Annotated in this window: 13 protein-coding genes; 6 read left to right on the top strand and 7 right to left on the bottom strand. The window is 64.3% G+C overall.

What is annotated here, in order from left to right; all coding sequences use genetic code 11:
* Positions 1-3 precede the first annotated feature (3 nt).
* A complete protein-coding gene (locus BRAGE_RS0101740) occupies positions 4-1,713 on the bottom strand; it encodes a phospholipase C (protein ID WP_027560756.1) in 1,710 nt (569 codons plus the stop codon).
* A 269-nt stretch (positions 1,714-1,982) separates the two neighbouring features.
* Here BRAGE_RS0101740 and BRAGE_RS0101735 point away from each other — a divergent pair, with 269 nt between their 5' ends.
* Positions 1,983-3,158, top strand: coding sequence for a hypothetical protein (locus tag BRAGE_RS0101735; RefSeq protein ID WP_027560757.1), 1,176 nt, complete (start codon positions 1,983-1,985; stop codon positions 3,156-3,158).
* Positions 3,159-3,198: 40 nt separating this feature from the next.
* On the opposite strand, the gene BRAGE_RS0101730 is transcribed toward BRAGE_RS0101735, so the two are convergent.
* Positions 3,199-3,990, bottom strand: coding sequence for an ABC transporter substrate-binding protein (locus BRAGE_RS0101730; RefSeq protein ID WP_027560758.1), 792 nt, complete (start codon positions 3,988-3,990; stop codon positions 3,199-3,201).
* Between the two features lie 241 nt (positions 3,991-4,231).
* Between BRAGE_RS0101730 and BRAGE_RS0101725 the strand changes: the two genes are divergently transcribed.
* The gene (locus tag BRAGE_RS0101725) at positions 4,232-5,425 is read left to right on the top strand and encodes an efflux RND transporter periplasmic adaptor subunit (RefSeq protein ID WP_027560759.1); all 1,194 of its coding nucleotides are present in this window, start codon (positions 4,232-4,234) and stop codon (positions 5,423-5,425) included.
* Between the two features lie 13 nt (positions 5,426-5,438).
* On the top strand, positions 5,439-8,597 hold the full coding sequence (locus BRAGE_RS0101720; RefSeq protein WP_027560760.1) for an efflux RND transporter permease subunit: 3,159 nt from the start codon (positions 5,439-5,441) through the stop codon (positions 8,595-8,597).
* On the opposite strand, the gene BRAGE_RS0101715 is transcribed toward BRAGE_RS0101720, so the two are convergent.
* Together BRAGE_RS0101715 and BRAGE_RS0101710 are read right to left on the bottom strand one after the other, a co-directional pair.
* On the bottom strand, positions 8,594-10,861 hold the full coding sequence (locus tag BRAGE_RS0101715) for a cation:proton antiporter domain-containing protein (RefSeq protein WP_027560761.1): 2,268 nt from the start codon (positions 10,859-10,861) through the stop codon (positions 8,594-8,596). The genes BRAGE_RS0101720 and BRAGE_RS0101715 overlap by 4 nt on opposite strands.
* A gap of 478 nt (positions 10,862-11,339) precedes the next feature.
* Complete coding sequence (locus BRAGE_RS0101710) at positions 11,340-12,512, bottom strand: MFS transporter (RefSeq protein WP_027560762.1); 1,173 nt, start codon at positions 12,510-12,512, stop codon at positions 11,340-11,342.
* Between the two features lie 53 nt (positions 12,513-12,565).
* On the opposite strand from BRAGE_RS0101710, the gene BRAGE_RS0101705 reads away from it, so the two are divergent.
* The 3 genes from BRAGE_RS0101705 (at position 12,566) to BRAGE_RS0101695 (ending at position 16,663) form a co-directional block, all read left to right on the top strand.
* Positions 12,566-13,387 (top strand): AraC family transcriptional regulator, encoded by an 822-nt coding sequence (locus tag BRAGE_RS0101705; protein WP_027560763.1) that lies wholly within the window; start codon positions 12,566-12,568, stop codon positions 13,385-13,387.
* A 304-nt stretch (positions 13,388-13,691) separates the two neighbouring features.
* A complete protein-coding gene (locus BRAGE_RS0101700) occupies positions 13,692-15,044 on the top strand; it encodes a malonyl-CoA decarboxylase (protein WP_027560764.1) in 1,353 nt (450 codons plus the stop codon).
* A 170-nt stretch (positions 15,045-15,214) separates the two neighbouring features.
* Positions 15,215-16,663 (top strand): MmgE/PrpD family protein, encoded by a 1,449-nt coding sequence (locus tag BRAGE_RS0101695; protein ID WP_027560765.1) that lies wholly within the window; start codon positions 15,215-15,217, stop codon positions 16,661-16,663.
* 224 nt (positions 16,664-16,887) lie between these two features.
* On the opposite strand, the gene BRAGE_RS0101690 is transcribed toward BRAGE_RS0101695, so the two are convergent.
* The 3 genes from BRAGE_RS0101690 to BRAGE_RS0101680 all read right to left on the bottom strand — a co-directional run bounded on the left by BRAGE_RS0101690 (position 16,888) and on the right by BRAGE_RS0101680 (position 20,408).
* A complete protein-coding gene (locus tag BRAGE_RS0101690; RefSeq protein WP_035729286.1) occupies positions 16,888-18,648 on the bottom strand; it encodes a hypothetical protein in 1,761 nt (586 codons plus the stop codon).
* A gap of 233 nt (positions 18,649-18,881) precedes the next feature.
* Positions 18,882-20,051, bottom strand: a complete 1,170-nt coding sequence (gene tarD, locus BRAGE_RS0101685; protein WP_027560767.1) for a D(-)-tartrate dehydratase — start codon at positions 20,049-20,051, stop codon at positions 18,882-18,884.
* A 114-nt stretch (positions 20,052-20,165) separates the two neighbouring features.
* Positions 20,166-20,408 carry a DUF3297 family protein gene (locus BRAGE_RS0101680; protein WP_035730878.1) on the bottom strand — a complete coding sequence of 81 codons (243 nt, stop codon included), beginning with the start codon at positions 20,406-20,408 and terminating at the stop codon, positions 20,166-20,168.
* Positions 20,409-20,412 lie beyond the last annotated feature (4 nt).

Here is a 20,412-nt window from a genome sequence, read left to right as displayed (position 1 = left end):
GGACTAGTGGTGGTGGTGCTCGTCCGGCGGGCTGGTGATCACAGTGCCGGCGGTCGGGTCGAGGAACAGCGCGTCAGCCCGCAAGTCGTGGCTGTGATCATGGTCGAAGTCGAACAGGTCCATGATCGAGCCGGAGGTGGCGTCGAACGAGCCGCCACCCAGGCGCTTGCCATGCAGCCAGTTGTCCTCGATGAAGCGGACCACCGAAGCCTGCGTGGTGTAGTTGTGGCTGACGTAGTTCGTCTTGGCGTAGGGCGAGACCACGATCAGGGGAACGCGGGTGCCCGGACCGCAGCGGCCGTTCACCGGCTTGCCGCCGAGACCGTTCGGCGCCGGCTGCTTGTTAGGACCGAGACCGCACAGGCCGGGGCCGTTGACCTGATCGGCGGTCGCATCATACGAGGCATTTTTCGGCGCGACGTATTGGTGGTCGTACCAGCCGTCGGAGTCGTCATAGGTGATGATGACGGCGGTCTCGCGCCACTCCGGCTGCTTCTGGAGGAAGTTGATCAGAGCGACATTGCCGGCCTGCTCGTCGAGCGGATCGGAGTTGCCGGCGTGACCGTCCTGGAAGGCGGGCATCTTGACGTAGGAGACGGCCGGAAAGTTGCCGGCCTTGATCGCGGCATAGAGGTCTTCGAGGTCGTAATTGTGATTGGCCGGATCGACCTTGCCGTTGAGGTCATGGGTATGGCCGATCGCATGAACCGAGCTCGGCCGGGCATGGGACGGGTTCGCCGTGGAGGCGTGATACTGGAAGAAGGCGTGGTGGGGAATGTAGTCGACGATGGTGCCGTTGACGTTGCTGGAGAACGTGCTGCGGGCGCAGCCGGTGGTGCCGTTGGCGTTCTTGAGCGTCAGGTCGAAGCCGCCCATGAAGCTGCCCCAGCTGATATGCTCAGCGGTGAGCAGGTCGCCGATATTCTTGCCGCCCATCAGCATCGTGCTGGTCGTGCTCGAACAGGCATCGTTACCCGGATCGGTATCGCCGGTCAGCGTCAGGCCGCCCTGGCCGTCGGCGATCGACGACGTGGTGCCGACCACCGGCTGCACGCCGTTGGTCTGGCCGGCAACCACTTCGAGCATGCCGGGCGTCGACGGGCCGAACGTGTCGGTCCAGTTGTTGTCGCTCATGGCGAAGTGCTGGGCATAGTTCCACAGCGCGGTGACGGTGTTGCCGTCGAAATAGCCCATGACCTGACCGTTGGTGGCGAAGGCGCCGGCGCCGCCGGCGGTGCCGCGGCCAGTGAATTTCGGGAACAGGTCTTCCTTGCCGTTGTCCACGGCCTGCTGCTCGGGCGTGTAGGAGTGGTTCTGCGAGCGCGTGTTGGCCTGGGTGCGGTCGAGGCGGAACGGGTCGGTCGCGCCGGTGCCGTTGGCCGGATTGTTGTTGGGGTTGTTCAACAGCAGATTGGCGTTGGCGAGGTTGTTGACCTTTGGCGTATGCGGCTTCGGAACGAAGGGGATCGAGCCGGTCGGGTTGGTCGCGTTCGGATAGGTCGCAAAGTAATGGTCGAACGAGCGGTTCTCGTTGAAGATCACCACGAGATGCTTGATAGGCGTCTCGGTGTGGATGTCGTGCGCATGACGATGATGATCGTCATGTCCGTGATCGCGATCGCGACCGAAATCGTCGGCGAGGACGGGAAGAGTGCACGCGAGCGCGCTCGCGGCCGCGAAAATCGCAGCCGTCGTCAGAAGTCTCGATTTCATTTTTTTTGACGCCCCGGAAATGAGGATGTTTACGATCAGAAATGTTCTAAACACCGCGAATGACAGAGCTGTGTCAGTTTGACGCACGAGACACTTTGCGCAGTGGCGGAGCGAAGATTTTTTAGGCAGGCGCCTGCTCCGCCGCGCCGGGCCACGTCATGTCGCTTTATTCCCCGCACGACGGCAAAAATGATCGCGTCCAGATTGTTGCGTGACGCGCCCGGTTGCATTTAGCTTTGCCGGACAAGAACAAGCTCTCAGGGGGAAACATGAAAGCCGCTCTTCGCAGGCGCACGCGCCATGCCGCGTCAGCCCTTGTCGCAACGTCGCTGGCTGGCCTCGCCAGTTTCGCCGCCCATGCCGAGATCGTCGTCACCGCCAATGACGGCAAGATGGTTCTGGAGAACGGCAATGCCGTGGTGCGCAAGCAGCCGCTGCCGGACACGGTCAGCGTGATCGACCTCACCGATGGCGTGCTGAAACTGCTGGGCGAGGTTCCTGCACCCGCCAGCGTCGTCGGCCCGCCACCGAGCGTGGCGATCGCGCCGGATGGTTCGTTTGCGCTGGTGACAGGCGCGATGAAGGTCGATCCGGCGGATGCGACCAAGACTATTCCCGACGACAAGCTCTCGGTGATCGATATCAAATCAACACCGCCAAAGGTGCTCGCGACATTGCAGGCCGGTGCAGGCGCGGCCGGAGTGTCAATCAACCGCGCAGGCACGCTGGCGCTGGTTGCGAACCGCAGCGAAGGCACGGTTTCGGTCTTCACCATTAGCGGCAACGCGCTGACGGCAAGCGGCAAGATCCAGCTCGGTGACGCCAAGTCGGGCCCGAGCCACGCCGTGTTCTCGCGCGATGGCGCGACCGCGCTGGTCACCCGCGACGGCGACAGCAAGATCTCGCTTCTCACCGTGGACGGCAGCAAGGTCGAGTACGCCAAGCGCGATCTCTCCGCGGGTGTGCGTCCTTACGACATCGATCTCACCGGCGCGGCCGCGGCCGTCGTCGGCAATGTCGGCGCCGGCGGCGGCGACAATGATACGATCAGCCTGATCGACATGACCGCAAAGCCAATCCGGGTCGTCACGACGGTCACCGTCGGACAGACGCCTGAGGCCGTCAAAATGTCCCCGGACAGCAACTACGTTTCCGTCACCGTCATGAACGGCTCGAACAAGCCGTCGGCCTCGCCTTTCTTCAACGATTTCGGCCTGCTCAAGGTCTACCGGATCTCAGGCACCGACCTCACGCCGGTTGCGGAAGCCAAGATCGGCCATTGGTGCCAGGGCATGGTGTGGTCCAAGGACTCCAAACATGTCGTGGCGCAGTGCATGGTCGAGAACGAGCTGCTCGCCTTCTCGTTCGACGGCAAGGCGCTGACCAAGACGTCGACGCTCAAGCTGCAGGTGAGCCCTGCGGGCATTCGCACCGCGGAGCCGTAAGGTCAGCGGACGGCGCAGGCCCCCTGCGCCGCCGCCTGCCCTACTCGGTGCGGATCGGCGCGTCCTTCAGGCCGTTGTTGTCATAGGCCCTGCGGAGCGCGCCGTTCGTGGTCGCATCCGTCATGAACTTGGTCACGAACGCCAAGGCCTGGCTATGGCCGAGCGGGACGGCGACAGCGGTCACCGTCTTCTTGAAGGTCTCGTCGAGCACGCGCGTGCCCGGAATCTTCTGCGCCATCTTGTAGAGCTGGTCGCGCGACAGCGCGAAGGCGTCGATCTCGCCATTCTTCAAAAGCGCGAATATTTCATCGTAGGTCTGGTAGCCCGTGACTTTCGCATTCTTCAGGTGCGCGACGGCGCCGCGCATGGTGGTCGTGGCGTTGACCGCCGCGACCTTGATGCCCACCTGGTCGAGCGTGGCGAAGTTGGTGATGGTCGAGCCGGGCTTGACGATGTAGGTGGCATCGGCGACCTCGTAGATCGGGCCGAACATCATTTTCGTCTCGCGCTCGGGATCCTTCGGAAGCCAGGTGACGTCCCAGGTGCCCTTGCCCGCAGCGTCGGTGATCTGCCCGGAATTCTGGTGCACGACATATTCGACCGCCACGCCGAGCTGCGCGGCCAACTCCTTGCCGAGATCGACGGGAACGCCGGCATAGCCGGATTCGGTCTTGGTCGACCAGAACGCACCGCCCGCGGGGCTGATCGCGATCGCGACCCGCAGCTTGCCGGTCGGCGCGATCTCGTCCTTCAAACCATCGGCTAGCGCGGGCATGGCAAACGCCGCGGCAAGAGCAAGGCCAGCGAGGGCCGATTGGAGGAAGGTCGGCATGTCATGGTCTCCTCACCTTTTCTTCTTTTCGAATTTGCACCGTCCGACCGCTTCCCACGGTCCTTGCCACAATTCTGGTCGATCGTGCGCTCGGTGAAAAGCGGTTTGTCATGGCAAATCTGTCAAAGGCCACAGCGCCGTTTGCAGTGCAAGGCCTCTGACCGCCATGGCTATGGTGTTCCACGGAAGGGCATTTGTTGCTAGCCTGCCGCACCGACAGACAATCATCGGGGGCCACCGAATGACCTCAGCCAATCCGGCTTCTTCCGCACGGCGCAACGAAGCGTGGAGACAATTCGGGCAGGCATTGGCCGCCACCGCGGCCGTGGTCGCGCTGGCCGGCTGCGAGGACAAGAACACGTTCGTCGCGCCGCCGCCGCCCAAGGTGGACGTGGCAACGCCAGTGCAGCGGCCGGTGACGCGCTATGTCGAAGCCACCGGCAACACCGCGCCGATCAAGAGCGTCGATCTCGTCGCGCGCGTGCAAGGCTTCCTGCAATCGATCGACTACCAGGACGGCACCTTCGTCAAGCAGGGCACCCAGCTGTTCACGATCGAGCCCGAGACCTACAAGCTCAAGGTCGAGCAGGCGAAGGCCGCCGAGGTCGGCGCGCAGGCCACGGTCAAGCAGGCCGAAGCCGATTACAAGCGGCAGGCCGAGCTGGTGCAGCGCCAGGCGGTCTCGCAGTCCACGCTCGACACCTCGACATCCACCCGCGACAACGCTCAGGCCAGTCTGCAGCAGGCCCAGGTCAACACCAGGCTTGCCGAGGTCAATTACGGCTACACCAGGGTGGCGGCGCCGTTCGACGGCATCGTCAGCGCGCATCTGGTCTCGGTCGGCGAGCTCGTCGGCTTCTCATCCCCGACCCAGCTCGCGACCATCGTCGCGCTGGACCCGATCTGGGTGAACTTCACCGTCAACGAGCAGGATGTGCTGCGCATTCGCGCCGAAGCGACCCGCCGCGGGCTGACCGTGGCCGAGCTCAGACAGTTGCCGGTCCAGGTGGGCCTCCAGACCGAGACCGGCTATCCGCATGAAGGTCACCTCGACTACGTCTCGCCGACCCTCAATACGTCGACGGGCACGCTCGCCGTGCGCGGCGTCATACCCAACGAGAAGCGGGTGCTGCTGCCCGGTTATTTCGTCCGCGTCCGCGTGCCCTTCACGCAGCAGCAGGACGCCCTGCTCGTCCCCGACACCGCGCTTGGCAGCGACCAGGGCGGCCGCTATCTCCTCGTGGTCAACGGCGACAACGTGGTCGAGCAGCGCAAGGTGCAGATCGGCCCGACCGACAACGGCCTGCGCGTGATCGAGAGCGGGCTGAAGCCGGACGACCGGGTGGTGATCGCAGGACTCTTGCGCGTGATCCCGGGCCAGAAGATCGATCCGCAGGTGACCAAGATCGACCAGCCGCAGGCGTCGGCCAAGTAAGGGGTCGCCAGCCATGATCTCAAAGTTCTTCATCGAGCGGCCGGTCCTCTCGAACGTCATCGCGCTTCTGATGATCCTGATCGGCGGCGTCGCGCTGTTCAACCTCGCGATCGCGCAATATCCTGATGTGGTGCCGCCGACGGTGCAGGTGACGACGCGCTATCCCGGCGCCAGCGCCAAGACCGTGATCGACACGGTTGCCTTGCCGATAGAACAGCAAGTCAACGGCGTCGAGGACATGCTCTACATGCAGTCCTACAGCGGCTCCGACGGCACCTATACGCTGACCGTGACCTTCAAGATCGGCACCGACCTCAACTTCGCGCAGGTGCTGGTGCAGAACCGCGTCTCCAGCGCGCTGTCGCAACTGCCGCAGGCGGTGCAGAACCAGGGAGTCACCGTCCAGAAGAAATCGACTTCGATCCTCCTGTTCGTGACACTGACCTCGCCGGACAAGACCTTCGACAGCCTCTATTTGAGCAACTACGCCACCATCAACATCCGCGACGAGCTCTCGCGCCTGCCCGGCGTCGGCAACGTCACGGTGTTCGGCGCCGGCCAGTATTCGATGCGGGTCTGGCTCGATCCGAACAAGCTGCAGGTGCGCGGTCTGGTGCCGCAGGACGTCATCAACGCGATCCAGCAGCAGAGCCAACAGGTCTCCGCCGGACAGGTCGGCGCGCCGCCGACGCCGCCGGGGCAGGCGTTCCAGTACACGCTCAACGTCAACGGCCGGCTCGACGACGCCACGCAGTTCGAGAACATCATCGTCAAGACGGGCACCAGCGGCGACGTCACGCGCGTGCGCGACGTCGGCTGGGTCGAATTGGGCGCACAGACCTACAGCCAGATCTTCTCGCTGAACAAGCAGCCTGCCACCGGCATCGGCGTGTTCCAGTCGCCTGGCGCCAATGCGCTCGAGGTCGAGCAGGCCGTCGAGAAGAAGATGGCGGAGCTCGCAAAAGCCTTCCCGCAAGGCATGAAGTACGACACGCCGTTCGACACCACGAAATTCGTGCAGGCTTCGGTGCACGAGGTCTACATGACCCTGATCGAGGCCGGCCTCCTGGTGCTGGTCGTGATCCTGGTGTTCCTGCAGGACTGGCGCGCGATGCTGGTGCCGGCGACGACGGTGCCCGTCACCATCATCGGCGCCTTCGCGGCGATGGCGGCGCTCGGCTTCACCATCAACATGTCGACGCTGTTCGCGATCGTGCTCGCGATCGGCATCGTGGTCGACGACGCCATCGTCGTGGTGGAAGGCGCGGCGCACAACATCGAGCAGGGAATGAACGGCCACGACGCCGCGATCAGGGCGATGGACCAGCTGTTCGCGCCGATCGTCGGCATCACGCTGGTGCTGATCTCGGTGTTCCTGCCGGCCTCGTTCCTCGCCGGCCTGACCGGGCGCATCTATTCGCAATTCGCGCTGGTGATCGCGGCGACCGCGCTGCTCTCCGCCATCAACGCGGCGACACTGAAGCCGACGCAATGCGCGCTGTGGCTGCGGCCGGCGGTGCCGCCGGAGCAGCGCAACTTCTTCTATCGCGGCTTCAACAACGTCTATAACCGCGTCGAACGCGGCTACACGCGGCTGATCACATTCCTGGTCAGGCACGCCACCCTCTCGGTCGCGTTCGCGCTGATTGTGATCGGGCTCAGCGGCTACGGCCTGTCGCGCGTGCCGACCGGCTTCCTGCCGATCGAGGACCAGGGCTATCTGATCGGCGCCGTGCAGCTGCCCGACGGCGCATCGCTGGAGCGGACCCAGAAGGTGCTCGACAAGGCCGCCGACATCGTCAGGGACACGCCCGGCGTCCAGCAGGTCATCACCATCGCCGGCATCTCCGCGCTCGACAACAGCGCCAGCCTTGCCAATGCCGGCGTTGCCTACATCATCCTGAAGGATTGGGATGCGCGCAAAGGACCCGGCGAGGACCTGCGTTCGCTGGTGTACGGGCTGAACGACAAGCTCGCGACCATCATGGAGGCGCGCACGCTGGTGCTGCCGCCACCGCCGATCCAGGGCATCGGCAATGCCGCAGGCTTCTCGATGCAGGTCGAGCTGCGCGACGGCAACAGCGACTTCGCCAAGCTTCAGGCGATCACCGGCGCGATGGTCAGCAACGGCCAGAGCCAGAGCGCGCTGCAGCGCGTGCAGTCCTCGTTCCGCTCGTCGGTGCCGCAGTTCAACGTCGAGATCGACCGCATCAAGACCCAGACGCTGCACGTCACCACCGACCAGGTGTTCGCGGCGCTGTCGACCTATCTCGGCTCGTCCTATGTCAATCAGTTCAACAAGTTCGGCCGCGTGTTCCAGGTCTATACGCAGGCCGATCCGGCGTTCCGCGTCACCGAGCGCGACATCGCCAACATGCAGGTGCGCAACTCCAACGGCGACATGATCCCGATCGGGACCGTCGCCAAGATCACGCCGGCCACCGGCCCGTCGCTGATCAGCCTCTACAATCTGTATCCCTCCTCCACTGTCATCGGCCTGCCGGCGCAGGGCTATTCGTCCGGCCAGTCGCTGAAGCTGATGGAGGAGATCGCAGAGAAGACGCTGCCGCCGGGCACCGGCTATGAATGGACCGCGATGTCCTATCAGGAGAAGGCGGTCTCCAACCAGATCTACTGGGTGTTCGGGCTCGCCATGCTGCTGGTCTATCTCGTGCTCGCTGGCCAGTATGAGAGCTGGTACGCGCCGATCTCGGTGATCCTCGCGGTGCCGCTGTCGCTGCTCGGGCCGATGCTGATCCTCTCGGGCCTCAAGATCGACAACAACCTCTATTGCCAGATCGGCCTGATCCTGCTCATCGCGCTGTCGGCCAAGAACGCCATCCTGATCGTCGAGGTCGGGCTCGAGCTGCACAACCGCGACGGCAAGCCGATCCTGGAGTCGGCGATCGAAGCGGCGCGCGCCCGCTTCCGCCCGATCCTGATGACGTCGTTCGCCTTCATCCTCGGCGTCGTGCCGCTGGTGATCGCGACCGGCGCCGGCGCCAGTGCGCGCAAGTCGATCGGCATCACGGTGTTCTCGGGCATGCTCGCCTCGACCTGCCTTGCGGTGCTGTTCGTGCCCGCCTTCTTCGTGGTGGTGCAGCGCTTCGAGAACTGGCACGCGTCGAAGAAGGCGCCGAAGCCGCAGGCGGCGGCGGAGGTGAAGCCTTAAGCCTTCTCCGCCGGAGCCTGCCGCGCCTCGCCGCTCGAAACCAGGAGCACGGAAACTTTCGACTGCCTGAGCACGGCGGCGGCGACGCCGCCGAAGGAGAGATGGTCGGCCTGGATGCGGTCGACGCCCATGACGACGAGATCGACGTCGGTGGTGTCGATCTCGCGCAGGATCGCAGCCTCCGGCGCCCGGTTCACCCGCAGCGTCGTGGTGATGTCGACATCGTAGCGGGCGGCGAGATCGCTGGTGTCCTTGAGGATGCCGGTTTCCTGGTTGAGCCCGCGGGAGGTGCCGCGCTGCGCGCCCTTGTCGCGCGTCGTCGCGACATAGATCACGCGGAGCGAGCCTGATCCGGCCTGCGTCAGCGCCACCGCAACCTCAGCGCCGCGTTTGGCGACGCCGCTGCCCGAGACCGGAACCAGGATCTTGAGTCCTTCCGGCATCGGTTGCTTCAGATGCTTGCCCTTGGCCGCGACGATCGCGAGCGGCCCCTCGAACTTGGCGGCAATGTCCTCGATCCTGCGGTCGAAGCGATCCTTGGTGGCGGCGACCTTGTCGACGCCGACGACGAGGAGATCAAAGCCCTTGCGCGCCTCATCCGCGATGGTCTCGCCGAGCTCGGCGCGCCTGGCACGGGTGGCGACATCGACGCTGCCGGCATCGCCATCAACATTGGCGGAGACGGTTTCGGCAGCCTTCTTCACCACGGCCTCGTGGCTCGCCTCCTGGTCGCGGATCTTCTCCTGCTCGCCTGCCCGCTTGCCGATATGCAGCACGGTGATGGGCAGGCCGCGCATCCCGGCGATCAGGCCCGCAATGTGCGCGGCGAAGGTGGCGTTGACGCTCTCGTCCACGGCGAGCAAGGGACGTTCGAGATTGGCGACGAAGCCGCGCTTCTCGAATTCCTCCCGCTCGAGGCGTTCCTTCTCCTCCCTGTTCATCGGCAGCCTCGCCAGCGCGGCGCGCAGCATCGGCGGCATCGCCATGGTCGTCACGATCGCCATGGTGACGATCATCGTGAACAGGTTCTGGCTGAGCACGCCGATGGACAGGCCAATGGTTGCGATGATCACCTCGGTCGAGCCGCGCGCGTTCATCCCGCTCGCCAGCGCCAGCGACTCCCGCGTGCTCAGCCCGCCGACGGTGCCGCCGACAAAGGCGCCGCCGAACTTGCCGACACTGGCGATCACGACGAGGAGACCGGTGAGCAGGAGGAGATGGGGATCGCGCAACACCGAGAGATCGGCGGCAAGGCCGGCAAGGCCGAAGAACACCGGCATGAAGAAGCTCGAGATCAACCCGCGCAGACGCTCGTCGATCTGCCGCGTCAGGATCGGGGACTCGCCGACCAGGATGCCGGCAACGAAGGCCCCCAGCACCGTGTGCACACCGATCAGATGCGTGATCAGTGCCATCGTGCCCATCAGCAGCAGGATGACGGTGATGACCGGCGCGGTGCTGACGAGATTGTCGTTGGCCCAGCGGATCAGCTGGAACACTAGCCGGCGCCCGATAGTGAAGCTGACCGCGAGGAAGGCCAGCGTGCCCAGCACCGCCTTTGCCACCGAGGCGATGTCGAGCGTGCCGTGCGACGCCAGGCTGAAGATCACCGCGATGATGATCCAGCCGATGGTGTCGTCGATGACAGCAGTGGCGACGATGATCTGCCCGACATTGCGGCGCATGAAGTTCATCTCGCGCACGACCACGGCGACGATCTTCACGGAAGAAATCGACAGCGCCGTGCCCATGAACAGTGAGGCGACCAGGCGCTGCTCAGGATTCGGCAGCAGCGCATCAGGCAGGAATTCGCCGAGCGCAAAGCCGCAGGCGAAGGGCACGAGGATGCCGGCGATCGAGATCGCGATCGCGGCCTTGCCGACCTTCCTGACCAGCTTCAGGTCGGTCTCCATGCCCGTGAGCAACAGCAGCAGCAGGATCCCGAGCTGGGCGATGCCATCGATCATCGCCTTCTGCTCGGGTGTCTTGGGGAAGATCGCGGCTTGCGCCTCCGGCCAGATCCAGCCGAACAGTGAGGGCCCCAAAATGATGCCGGCGAGCAATTCGCCGATCACCGAGGGCTGGCCGATCCGCTGCATGAGCTCGCCGAGGCCGCGCCCCACCGCGATCAGCAGCACGATCTGCGCCACCAGCAGGAATTCGGACGGGCCGGCCGGTTTGCCGCCCGCGGCACCGGCCGCAATGGTGGTGAGGACGAGCGCCGCGGGGACAAGGCCGACCGGTCGGAGCAGGCTCCACTGCATGCAGGTGTCTTTCCCCCTTCATTTGCCGGCAGCGTGCCGGGACCACGGAGATAGAACCCGCGGGAGGTGGAGCGGGTTCCCCTTCTCGTGCGTCGTTTCCAGGGGCGAAAACAAACGTGCGAAAACAACCCCATGCACAGTAGAGATAGTGTTGAAAAGGCTGGAGGAATTTCGGCGTTACCGAAAATCGCTTGCGCCGTCGGGCAAAACACCGGCATAATGGCATGATGGATGATATGCGCGACGCGCCAGTCCATCGAAGCAATTGAGAGGAAGACCCTCACCCCTGAGGAGCGCGCTCCTGGCGCGTGTCTCGAAGGGCGAGGCCACCGGCCGGGCCATTCATCCTTCGAGATGCGCGCATCTCGTCATTCCGGGGCGTCGCGCAGCGACGAGCCCGGAATCCGTTTGTCCGCAATCTCCGCCGCCCGATGGATTCCGGGCTCGCGCATACGCGCGCCCCGGAATGACGGAGGCCTCACGCCGCCTGCGGCGTCCGGATCTCGCGCGGCAGGATGATCGCGGCGGCGATCGCGAGCAGGCAGAGGCCGGCAAACGCGTGCAGCATGGTGACGAAGCCGCCCTGCTCGTAGAGCCAGGCGACGAGGCCGACGGAGGCGCCGGCCGCCGTGAAGCCGACGAAGTAGCGCACCGCGTAGGCGCGCGAGCGCCACTCTTCGGTGGTGTATTTGCCGACCATGGCGTCGTTCACCGTGACCTGCCCGAACGCGCCCATGACGATGCCGATCGAGACCACGATCAGCGGCAGATTGTTCAGGCTCGCGGCCAGATACAGGAACGGCGCCAGCATGAAGGAGAGCGGCAGCGCCACCGTCTTCAGCGAGTAGCGATCGAGCAGCCGGCCGATCGTGTACTGCGTCATCGCGCCGAACACGTAGACGCAGGCGGCAATCACCCCTAACAGCGCCGGGCTCTTGGTGAGGTCGGCGAGCCGCTCCGCGAACAGCTTTGGCAGCGCCACGGTGACGGCGTTGAACGTGGTCGAGATCGCGATCACCACGATCAAAAGCGACAGCACCACGCGCCACATGTCCTGTTTTGCCACCCGCGCCTGCGCCGCCGCCTGCTTGCTGCCCTTGCGGTCCTCATGCACCACCATCATCGCAAAGGCGACGCCAATCAGGATGGTGACGATACCGGGAATGATGAAGGCAAGGCGCCAGCCGAGATATTGGCCGATCACGCCGGTGACCAGCGCCGAGGAGGCAACGCCGAGATTGCCCCAGACGCCGTTGATGCCCATCTCGCGGCCGAGCCGGTCGGCGTAGGACACGATCATCGCGGTGCCGACGGGATGGTAGATCGAGGCGAAAATGCCGATCGCGAGCAGCGCGGTGCCGAGCTGCGCCGGGGTCTGCACGAAGCCGACCGAGATCATGGAGGCGCCGATGCCGACGAAGAAGATCAGCATCATGTGGCGGCGGCTCCAGCGGTCCCCAAGCCAGCCGGTGAGCAGCGAGCCGGCGCCGAAAGCGACGAAGCCGGGCGTCGCGTACGGCAAAAGTTCCGAATAGGCCATGCCCAGCGCCGGCCCCATGATGATCACCGCGGCGGCGAAGATCAGCATCGAATAATGATCGATGAAATGGCCTGCGTTGACGAAACTGATGACCCGGCTGGGGCTGTTCATTTCCCGAATCCTCTCCTGCTCCGAAATGAGTTATATGTCGGGCGAATGACGGGATGCTGCCAATGACTGTCTTGGAAACGCCAATCTTGGAAACGCCAATCCTCCGGGAGGTCCAGGGCAACCACCGCTCGACCGCGGGCGTGCACCTGGTCGCGCGCGACTACCCCAAGGGCATGCGCATCGATCCGCACCTGCACCGCGAGGCGCAGCTGATCTATGCGGCACGCGGCACCATGCAGGTGACGACGCCAGGGGGGCGCTGGCTGGTGCCGCCGGACCGCGCGGTGTGGGTGCCGGCGGGGCTCGAGCACGCCATCGACCTGCTCGCCGACATCGAGATGCGCACGCTGTATTTCGACCTTGCCTGGCTGAAGCGCGAAAAGCGCTATGCGGGACTGACCAGGGAATTCGTGGTGCGGGTCTCGCCGCTGCTCAACCAGGCGATCCTCGCGCTGTTCGACGCGCGCAACACCGAGGAGCGCACCGGGCTGCTCGTCCGCCTCGTCATGCTGGAATTGCACCAGGCCGAGGATTCCGCGACCTTCGTGCCGCTGCCGCACGAGCCGCGCTGCCGCCGCGCCGCGATGATCGTGCTCGACGACCCCACCGGCCTGCACGACATCGACACGCTGGCGCGCGAGGTCGGAACCTCCGCACGGACGCTGTCGCGGCTGTTTTCGAGCGAGACGCAGCTGAGCTTCAAGAGCTGGTGCCAGCGCGCCAGGATTGCGGCCGCGATCCAGCGGATATCGATGGATGCAAGCGTATCGGTGAAGCAGCTCGCGACCCAGCTCGGCTATGCCAGCGTGCCGGCATTCTCGGCGGCGTTCCGCCAGGTGACCGGGCGGACGCCGACGGAGTTTGCGGGGAAGTAGGGCAGCGCCACCCCCGTCATTGCGCGCAGAACTCGTAGGGTGGGCAAAGCGAAGCGTGCCCACCGACTCTCGCGGCCATCGAAAGGTGGTGGGCACGGCGCAAGTGCGCCTTTGCCCACCCTAGGGGAGCGGTTGAGCCGATAGACCGCGGCATACTGTATGCCCCGCCCCCACCCGGCATGCCACCATTCTCCAAACGCACGGCCCGACTAAAGATGCCGCACTCCCCTGCTTGATTGTGATCGGCTTCCGACTAAATCCCGTGTAAGCTTCCGCATCGCACAAACCTGACACGAAAGCCCAGATGGCCAACGCCTTCTTCTCCGATCTGCTCGCCACCATCTCCGAGCGTGGCCGTACGCTGCTGCTGCGCGGGGATTCCGCCGATACGAAACGGGATGCCGACGGGCTCATCGAGCTCTGCGGCGCGCTGCTGTCGGGCCGGGGCGAGGCCTCGGGCACCGCCATGGCGCGCGAGGTGCTCGACATCTATGGCGAGCTGGATGCGGCAGAGCGCCGCTCCTTCTTCGAAGGGCTGGTACGCGATTTCGGCCCGGACCGGGAACGTCTGGCAAAAGCGATCGAGAAATGGCGCGCCAAGCCGACCGACGAGGACGCAAGCAGCCTGCATTTCGCCTCCGAGCCGCGGCGGCAGGAGCTGATCCGCCGCCTCAACCGCGCGCCTGGTGGTACCGGCGATCTCGTCGCCATGCGGGCCGATCTGCTCGGCATGATGAACGGCCACACCGATCTCGCCGCGCTCGATCGCGACGTCTCGCATCTTCTCTCTTCGTGGTTCAACAGGGGGTTTCTCGTGCTGCGCAGGATTGACTGGTCGACCCCGGCCAACATCCTCGAAAAGATCATCCGTTACGAAGCCGTGCACGAGATCTCCGACTGGGACGATCTGCGCCGCCGCATCGATCCGGTCGACCGCCGCTGCTACGCCTTCTTCCATCCCGCAATGGTCGACGAGCCCTTGATCTTCGTCGAGGTGGCGCTGACCGAGACGATCCCGGGCGCGATTCAACCGCTGCTCGCGGTCGACCGCCAGTATTTGCCGATCGACCGCGCGCGCACCGCCGTGTTCTACTCGATCTCCAACACCCAGCGCGGCCTTGGCGGCATCTCGTTCGGCAGCTTCCTGATCAAGCAGGTGGTCGAGGAGCTGCGCCGCGAGACACCGAAGCTCGACACCTTCGTGACGCTGTCGCCGGTGCCGGGCTTCATGCAGTGGATCAAGCAGGACAGGGACCTGCCGCTGTCGGACGAGGACCGCGAGCTCATAAAGCGCCTCGACGATCCCAAATGGTTCGAGAACCCCGAGACGACAGCGCAGCTCCGCGCCTTGATCGAGCCGCTCGCCGCGCATTATTTCCTGAAGGCGCGTACGCCGAAGGGCAAGCTGATCGACTCCGTCGCCCGCTTCCATCTCGGCAACGGCGCCCGGCTCGAACGCATCAACTGGCTCGGCGACCTCTCGCCCAAGGGCGTGCGTGAATCCGCTGGCGTGATGGTCAACTATCTCTACCGCCTCGACGACATCGAGAAGAACCACGAAGCCTACGCCAATGACGGCGAGGTCGTGGCCTCGAGCGCCGTGAAGAAGCTGCTGAAGGGTGAGGGGCGCAGGTTGCTGGATATGCGGCTATCGTAAAGGTACGCCGTAACTACGACCTCGATGTCATCGCCCGCCTTGAGCGCAATTGCGCACGAGGCGGGGCATGACAGCGGAGGGTGTGGCGCAGCCCAAGGACAGCTACTGGACATACGGCGGTCTTAGGCGCTATCCGTTTCATCGGATTCCTGCACCAAAGACGGGACACCATGAAACGACGCGACTTTCTGAGGCTCACGGCGGCAGCCACCACCGGCCTCGCCCTCACCCCTGCACGCAGCTTCGCGGAGGGCCCGGCTTCAGGGCCGGAGATGACCGCGCTGTGCGACTACATGAGCGCCGCCAAGACCCGCGCGCTTCCGCCCGACGTCACCGAGCACGCAAAGCACCACATCCTCGACACGCTGGCGTCGATGATATCGGGATCGGAGCTGCCGCCCGGCCAGGCCGCGCAGCGTTACGTCAGCGCCAATGCCGCGCAGGGGGCCTCGACGGTTGCCGGCACGGCGCTCACGGCATCGCCGGTCGAGGCCGCGCTCGCCAACGGCGTCATGGCGCATGCCGACGAGACCGACGATTCCCACAGCCCCTCGCGCTCGCACCCCGGCAGCTCGGTCATTCCCGCGGCGCTTGCGCTCGGCGAAGGTCTCGGCATTGATGGTGCGCATTTCCTGCGCGCAGTGACGCTCGGCTATGACGTCGGCACACGCGTGGTGATGGCGATGGGCGGCGCCGATTTCAGCTATGAAAGCGTGCTGAGCACGCACAGCATTTCCGGCACGTTCTGCGCCTCCGCGTCAGCCGCCTGTGTTGCCGGCTTCGACGCGCGCCGGATGCGCTGGGTGCTCGACTATGCCGCGCAGCAATCCTCCGGCTTCATCGTGTGGCGGCGCGACGTCGATCACATCGAGAAGGGTTTTGTGTTCGCCGGCATGCCGGCCCGCAACGGCGTCACCGCGGCGCTTCTCGTCCGGTCGGACTGGAACGGCGTCGACGACGTGTTCTCGGGCCCGGACAATTACTTCCTCGCCTATGCGCCAAAGGCCGCGACCGCGAAGCTCGTTGAAAAACTCGGCGAGCGCTACGAGATCGCTGGCACCGACATCAAGAAATGGACCGTGGGATCGCCGATCCAGGGGCCGCTCGATGCGATCTTTGCGATCCGCAGCAAGCAGGCGTTCGAAGCCGATCAGGTCAAGCGCGTGACGGTGCGGCTTGCGCCCTCGGTTGCCGAGGTCGTGGACAACCGCGACATCCCCGACATCTGCCTCCAGCACATGGTCGCCGTGATGCTGCTCGACAAGACCGCCTCGTTCCACGCCGCGCACGACAAGCCGCGCATGCAGGATGCCGCGGTGCTGAAAGAGCGCGCCAAGGTGACCCTGGTGCGCGACGAGGAGCTGGCAAAGCTGCTGCCGGTGCGCGTCGCCATCGTCGAGATCGAGCTCACTGATGGCAGCCGCCTCTCCGAGCGCGTCACCGCCGTGCGCGGCACCCCGCGCAACCCGATGACGCGCGAAGAGGTCATCGACAAGGCGCGCGACCTCATCGCGCCGGTGGTGGGGGCGGAGAAGGCGAAGCGGCTGATCAAGTCAGTGTATGAGATCGAGGCGGTGACGGACATAAGGAGCTTGCGGCCGTTGCTGCAGCGGGGGTGAGCTAGAATCTCGGTCGCCCGGCTTGACCGGGCGATCCAGTATCCCGGAGGCCGGCAATTGGCGAGATTTTTGATCCCAGCGCGCTGGCCACACACTCTGTCCTCGTCCCGGACAAGCCTGGCGAAGCGAATATCCGGAACCCATAGCCACAGGAAGATGGGGACTCGGAGCCACCGTCCGATGGATCGGCGCGGCGCGCCGATCCACAAGCTTTCACCCCGACGCTATGCAAAGATGAAGTTCTGAGCGATGAGCGTGATCTGGCTATGGACGACGACTTCGTTGTCCGGGCTGAACGTGATCGTGCTTTCGTGAGTCGTGGGATCGAAAGCCGAGATGCTGAGTTCACTGAAGTCCTGGATGCCCAGCGCCGTAACGTCGATTCGATCAATCCCCCAGTTTGATCCGGCGACGCCTTGAATGCCCTGGCCGAAATCCTCGATCATGTCGTGACCGTTACTCGCGGCAAAGACAAACGTGTCGTTGCCGCCTCTGGCATTGTCGAGCATGGACTGTGCATCGCCCCACATGGCATCGTTGCCAGTGCCGCTGACGAGCGTATCGTTCCCGCCGCGACTATTGCCTGACATGCGGGCGGCGTCGCCGACGAGAATGGTTTCGAATATGCCTGCAGGGGGCGGGCCGGGATCATCGCCCGCGGTCAAGATGTCGTTTCCACCACGGACGTTATCCGTCATGGCAGCTGCATCGCCAACGGCCTGCGCCTGGGTGTTTCCGCGGGGATCATAGAACACCTGGCCGCCAACGTAAGTATCGTCGCCGCCAACGGCGTGGCCGCTCATGGTGCCTCCGGCGTCACCGTAGAAGAGATATGAGTTGTTGGCTCCGGGCGAAATTGTGAAGGTATCGTTGCCACCATGTGCGTGGTCGGACATGTTTCCGCCGGCGTCGCCATAGAACGTGCCCGCCGCAAGGCCAAAGACGCTAGCAGTACTGAAGTCGTTGAAGGTGTCGTCGCCGCCCCTGGCAAAGCCGGACATGCTTCCGCCGGCGTCGCCGTAGAAAGTGTTGATCGGACCGATGCCGGTCGAGATGAAGGTATCGTTGCCACCGGAGGCGTGGCCGGACATGTCGACGCCGGCGTCGCCATAGAAGAAATTGGGGCTCGAAAAATCGGTGAGTGTGGACGCGGTGAAGGTGTCATTGCCACCAGCTGCATGGCCGAACATGCTGCCGCCCGCGTCGCCGTAGAAATAATTGGGCTCGTTGAAATCGGCGCCTGTGCTTGCGGCGAAGCTATCGTTGCCGCCTGAGGCATGGCCTGACATGTCGCCGCCGGCGTCGCCATAGAAATAGTTGGAGCTCTCGAAATTGTTGGCGGCGAAGTTGTCGTTGCCGCCATGGGCATGACCGGACATGCTTCCGCCAGCGTCGCCATAGACGCGCATGACGAAGTACCATCCGTCGGCGGTCAATGTATCATTGCCGCCAACCGTATGACCGGACATATCGCCGCCGGCGTCCCCATAGGCACTGACAACAGCGACCGTGGCCTGGCCGCCAGTATACGGGGCGGTGACCTGGACGTTGAAAGTGTCGTCCCCGCCGGTCGCGTGATCCGAGCTATTTGCGCCGGCATCGCCGAACATGGCGACGGTCACGGGGCTGGCAGGCAGAACATCGAACGTCAGCTGTGCCGTAAGCGTGTCGTTGCCGCCCCTGGCGTGGTCTGCGATGTCGCCGCCGGCATCCCCGTACAAGCTGCCGGCTCCAAATAGCGTCAACGTATCGATTCCGCCCATGGCATGGTCGAGCAGGTTCATGCGGGCGTCGCCGTACAGCAAATCAGTGGAGTTCGTCCCGCCAGTGAGCGTGTCGTTTCCGCCGGTGGAATGGTCGAGAAGGCTTCCGCCGGCATCGCCATAAAGAATATTGGTCGTATTCGAGGCGCCGGTTAAAATATCATCGGTGCCGATTTGGTGGTTGATCAGATCGCCGGCAGTAATGGGAACCCGTTTGGCCATAATCGCCTCCCTCTGAATGCAGAGACGAACATCGGCAGAACCGACCTCCTCTGCGAGTTGCGCTTGATTGTCCCCGCTTCAAGCGAATTTCACATGACACCGCTGTTACAACAGCGATATCATTCACAACTTCAAATTGTTCAGAGGATTCGGCCAAAAGTTGGATCGATCAGAATCGATCCATCAAAATCAGACGCGCCATCGCGAAACGGAATCCGCTTCGCCGAAGAGAGCTACTCCGCCAGCGCCTTCATTTCCTTGTACAGATCGGACTTGCCTTCGAAGCCGATGCCGGGAAGATCCGGCATGGTGATGTGGCCGTTCTCGACGCGGACGCCGTCGGGGAAGCCGCCATAGGGCTGGAACAGGTCGGGATAGCTCTCGTTGCCGCCGAGACCCAAGCCTGCTGCGATGTTGAGCGACATCTGGTGGCCGCCGTGCGGGATGCAGCGGCTCGGTGACCAGCCGTAGGTTTTTAGCACCTCCAGCGTGCGCTGGTATTCGCACAGGCCATAGGACAGCGCGCAGTCGAATTGCAGCCAGTCGCGGTCGGGGCGCATGCCGCCGTAGCGGATCAGATTGCGGGCGTCCTGGTGGCTGAAGAGATTCTCGCCTGTCGCCATCGGGCCGGGATAGAATTCGGCGAGTGCGGCCTGCAGCGCGTAGTCGAGGGGATCGCCGACCTCTTCGTACCAGAACAACGGGTAATCGCGCAGCATCTTGGCATAGGCGATGCCGGTCTCGAGATTGAAGCGGCCGTTGGCATCGACCGCGAGCTGCGCGTCCTTGCCGATCTCCTTCAGCACCGCCTCGATGCGGGTGCGGTCTTCCTCGATCGGCGTGCCGCCGATCTTCATCTTCACGACGTTGTAGCCGCGGTCGAGATAGCCGCGCATCTCGCCGCGCAGCATCGAGAGATCCTTCCCCGGATAGTAATAGCCGCCGGCGGCGTAGACGAAGACGCGTGGATTGGCCGTGACGCCGTGACGCTCGGCGAGCAAACGAAACAGCGGCTTGCCCGCGATCTTCGCCACCGCATCCCACACCGCCATGTCGATGGTGCCGACCGCGACCGAGCGCTCGCCATGACCGCCCGGCTTCTCGTTGGTCATCATCGCACCCCAGACCTTGTCGGGGTCGAGATTGTCGCCGGCCGCGTTCAGCAGCGACTTCGGATCGGCCTCCAGGATGCGCGATGCAAAACGCTCGCGGATCAGACCGCCCTGCCCGTAGCGGCCGTTGGAGTTGAAGCCGTAGCCGACGACGCGCTTGCCGTCACGCACCACGTCCGTGACGACGGCGACGAGGCTCGTCGTCATCTTGGTGAAGTCGATATAGGCGTTGCGGATCGGGGAGGAGATCGGTTTGGTGATCTCGCGGACGTCGACGATGCGGACAGACATGGGTGTGGCTTTCGATTTATTGTCGCGTCATTCCGGGGCGATGCGCAGCATCGAACCCGGAATCTCGAGATTCCGGGTTCTCGCTTCGCGAGCCCCGGAATGACGGCTTCGCCGTCATTTCTTATCCCTGAAATACGGCTCCACGGGCCCATGCACCTTGATGGTCAGCGGGTTGCCGTAGCGGTCCTTGGCGTTGCCGGCGGTGACGCGGACCCAGCCTTCGCTGATGCAGTACTCCTCGACATTGGTCTTCTCGATGCCCTTGAAGCGGATGCCGACGTCGCGCGCCAGAATGTCCGCGTTGTAATAGGGGCTGTTCGGATCGACCGACAGGCGGTCGGGAAATTCGTCGCTCATGATT

Origin of the sequence: Bradyrhizobium genosp. SA-4 str. CB756, from assembly GCF_000473125.1 — a bacterium.
Lineage (GTDB): Bacteria > Pseudomonadota > Alphaproteobacteria > Rhizobiales > Xanthobacteraceae > Bradyrhizobium > Bradyrhizobium arachidis.
The sequence above is the reverse complement of the archived record's forward strand: the minus strand, read 5'-3'. Positions and strand labels throughout refer to the sequence as shown.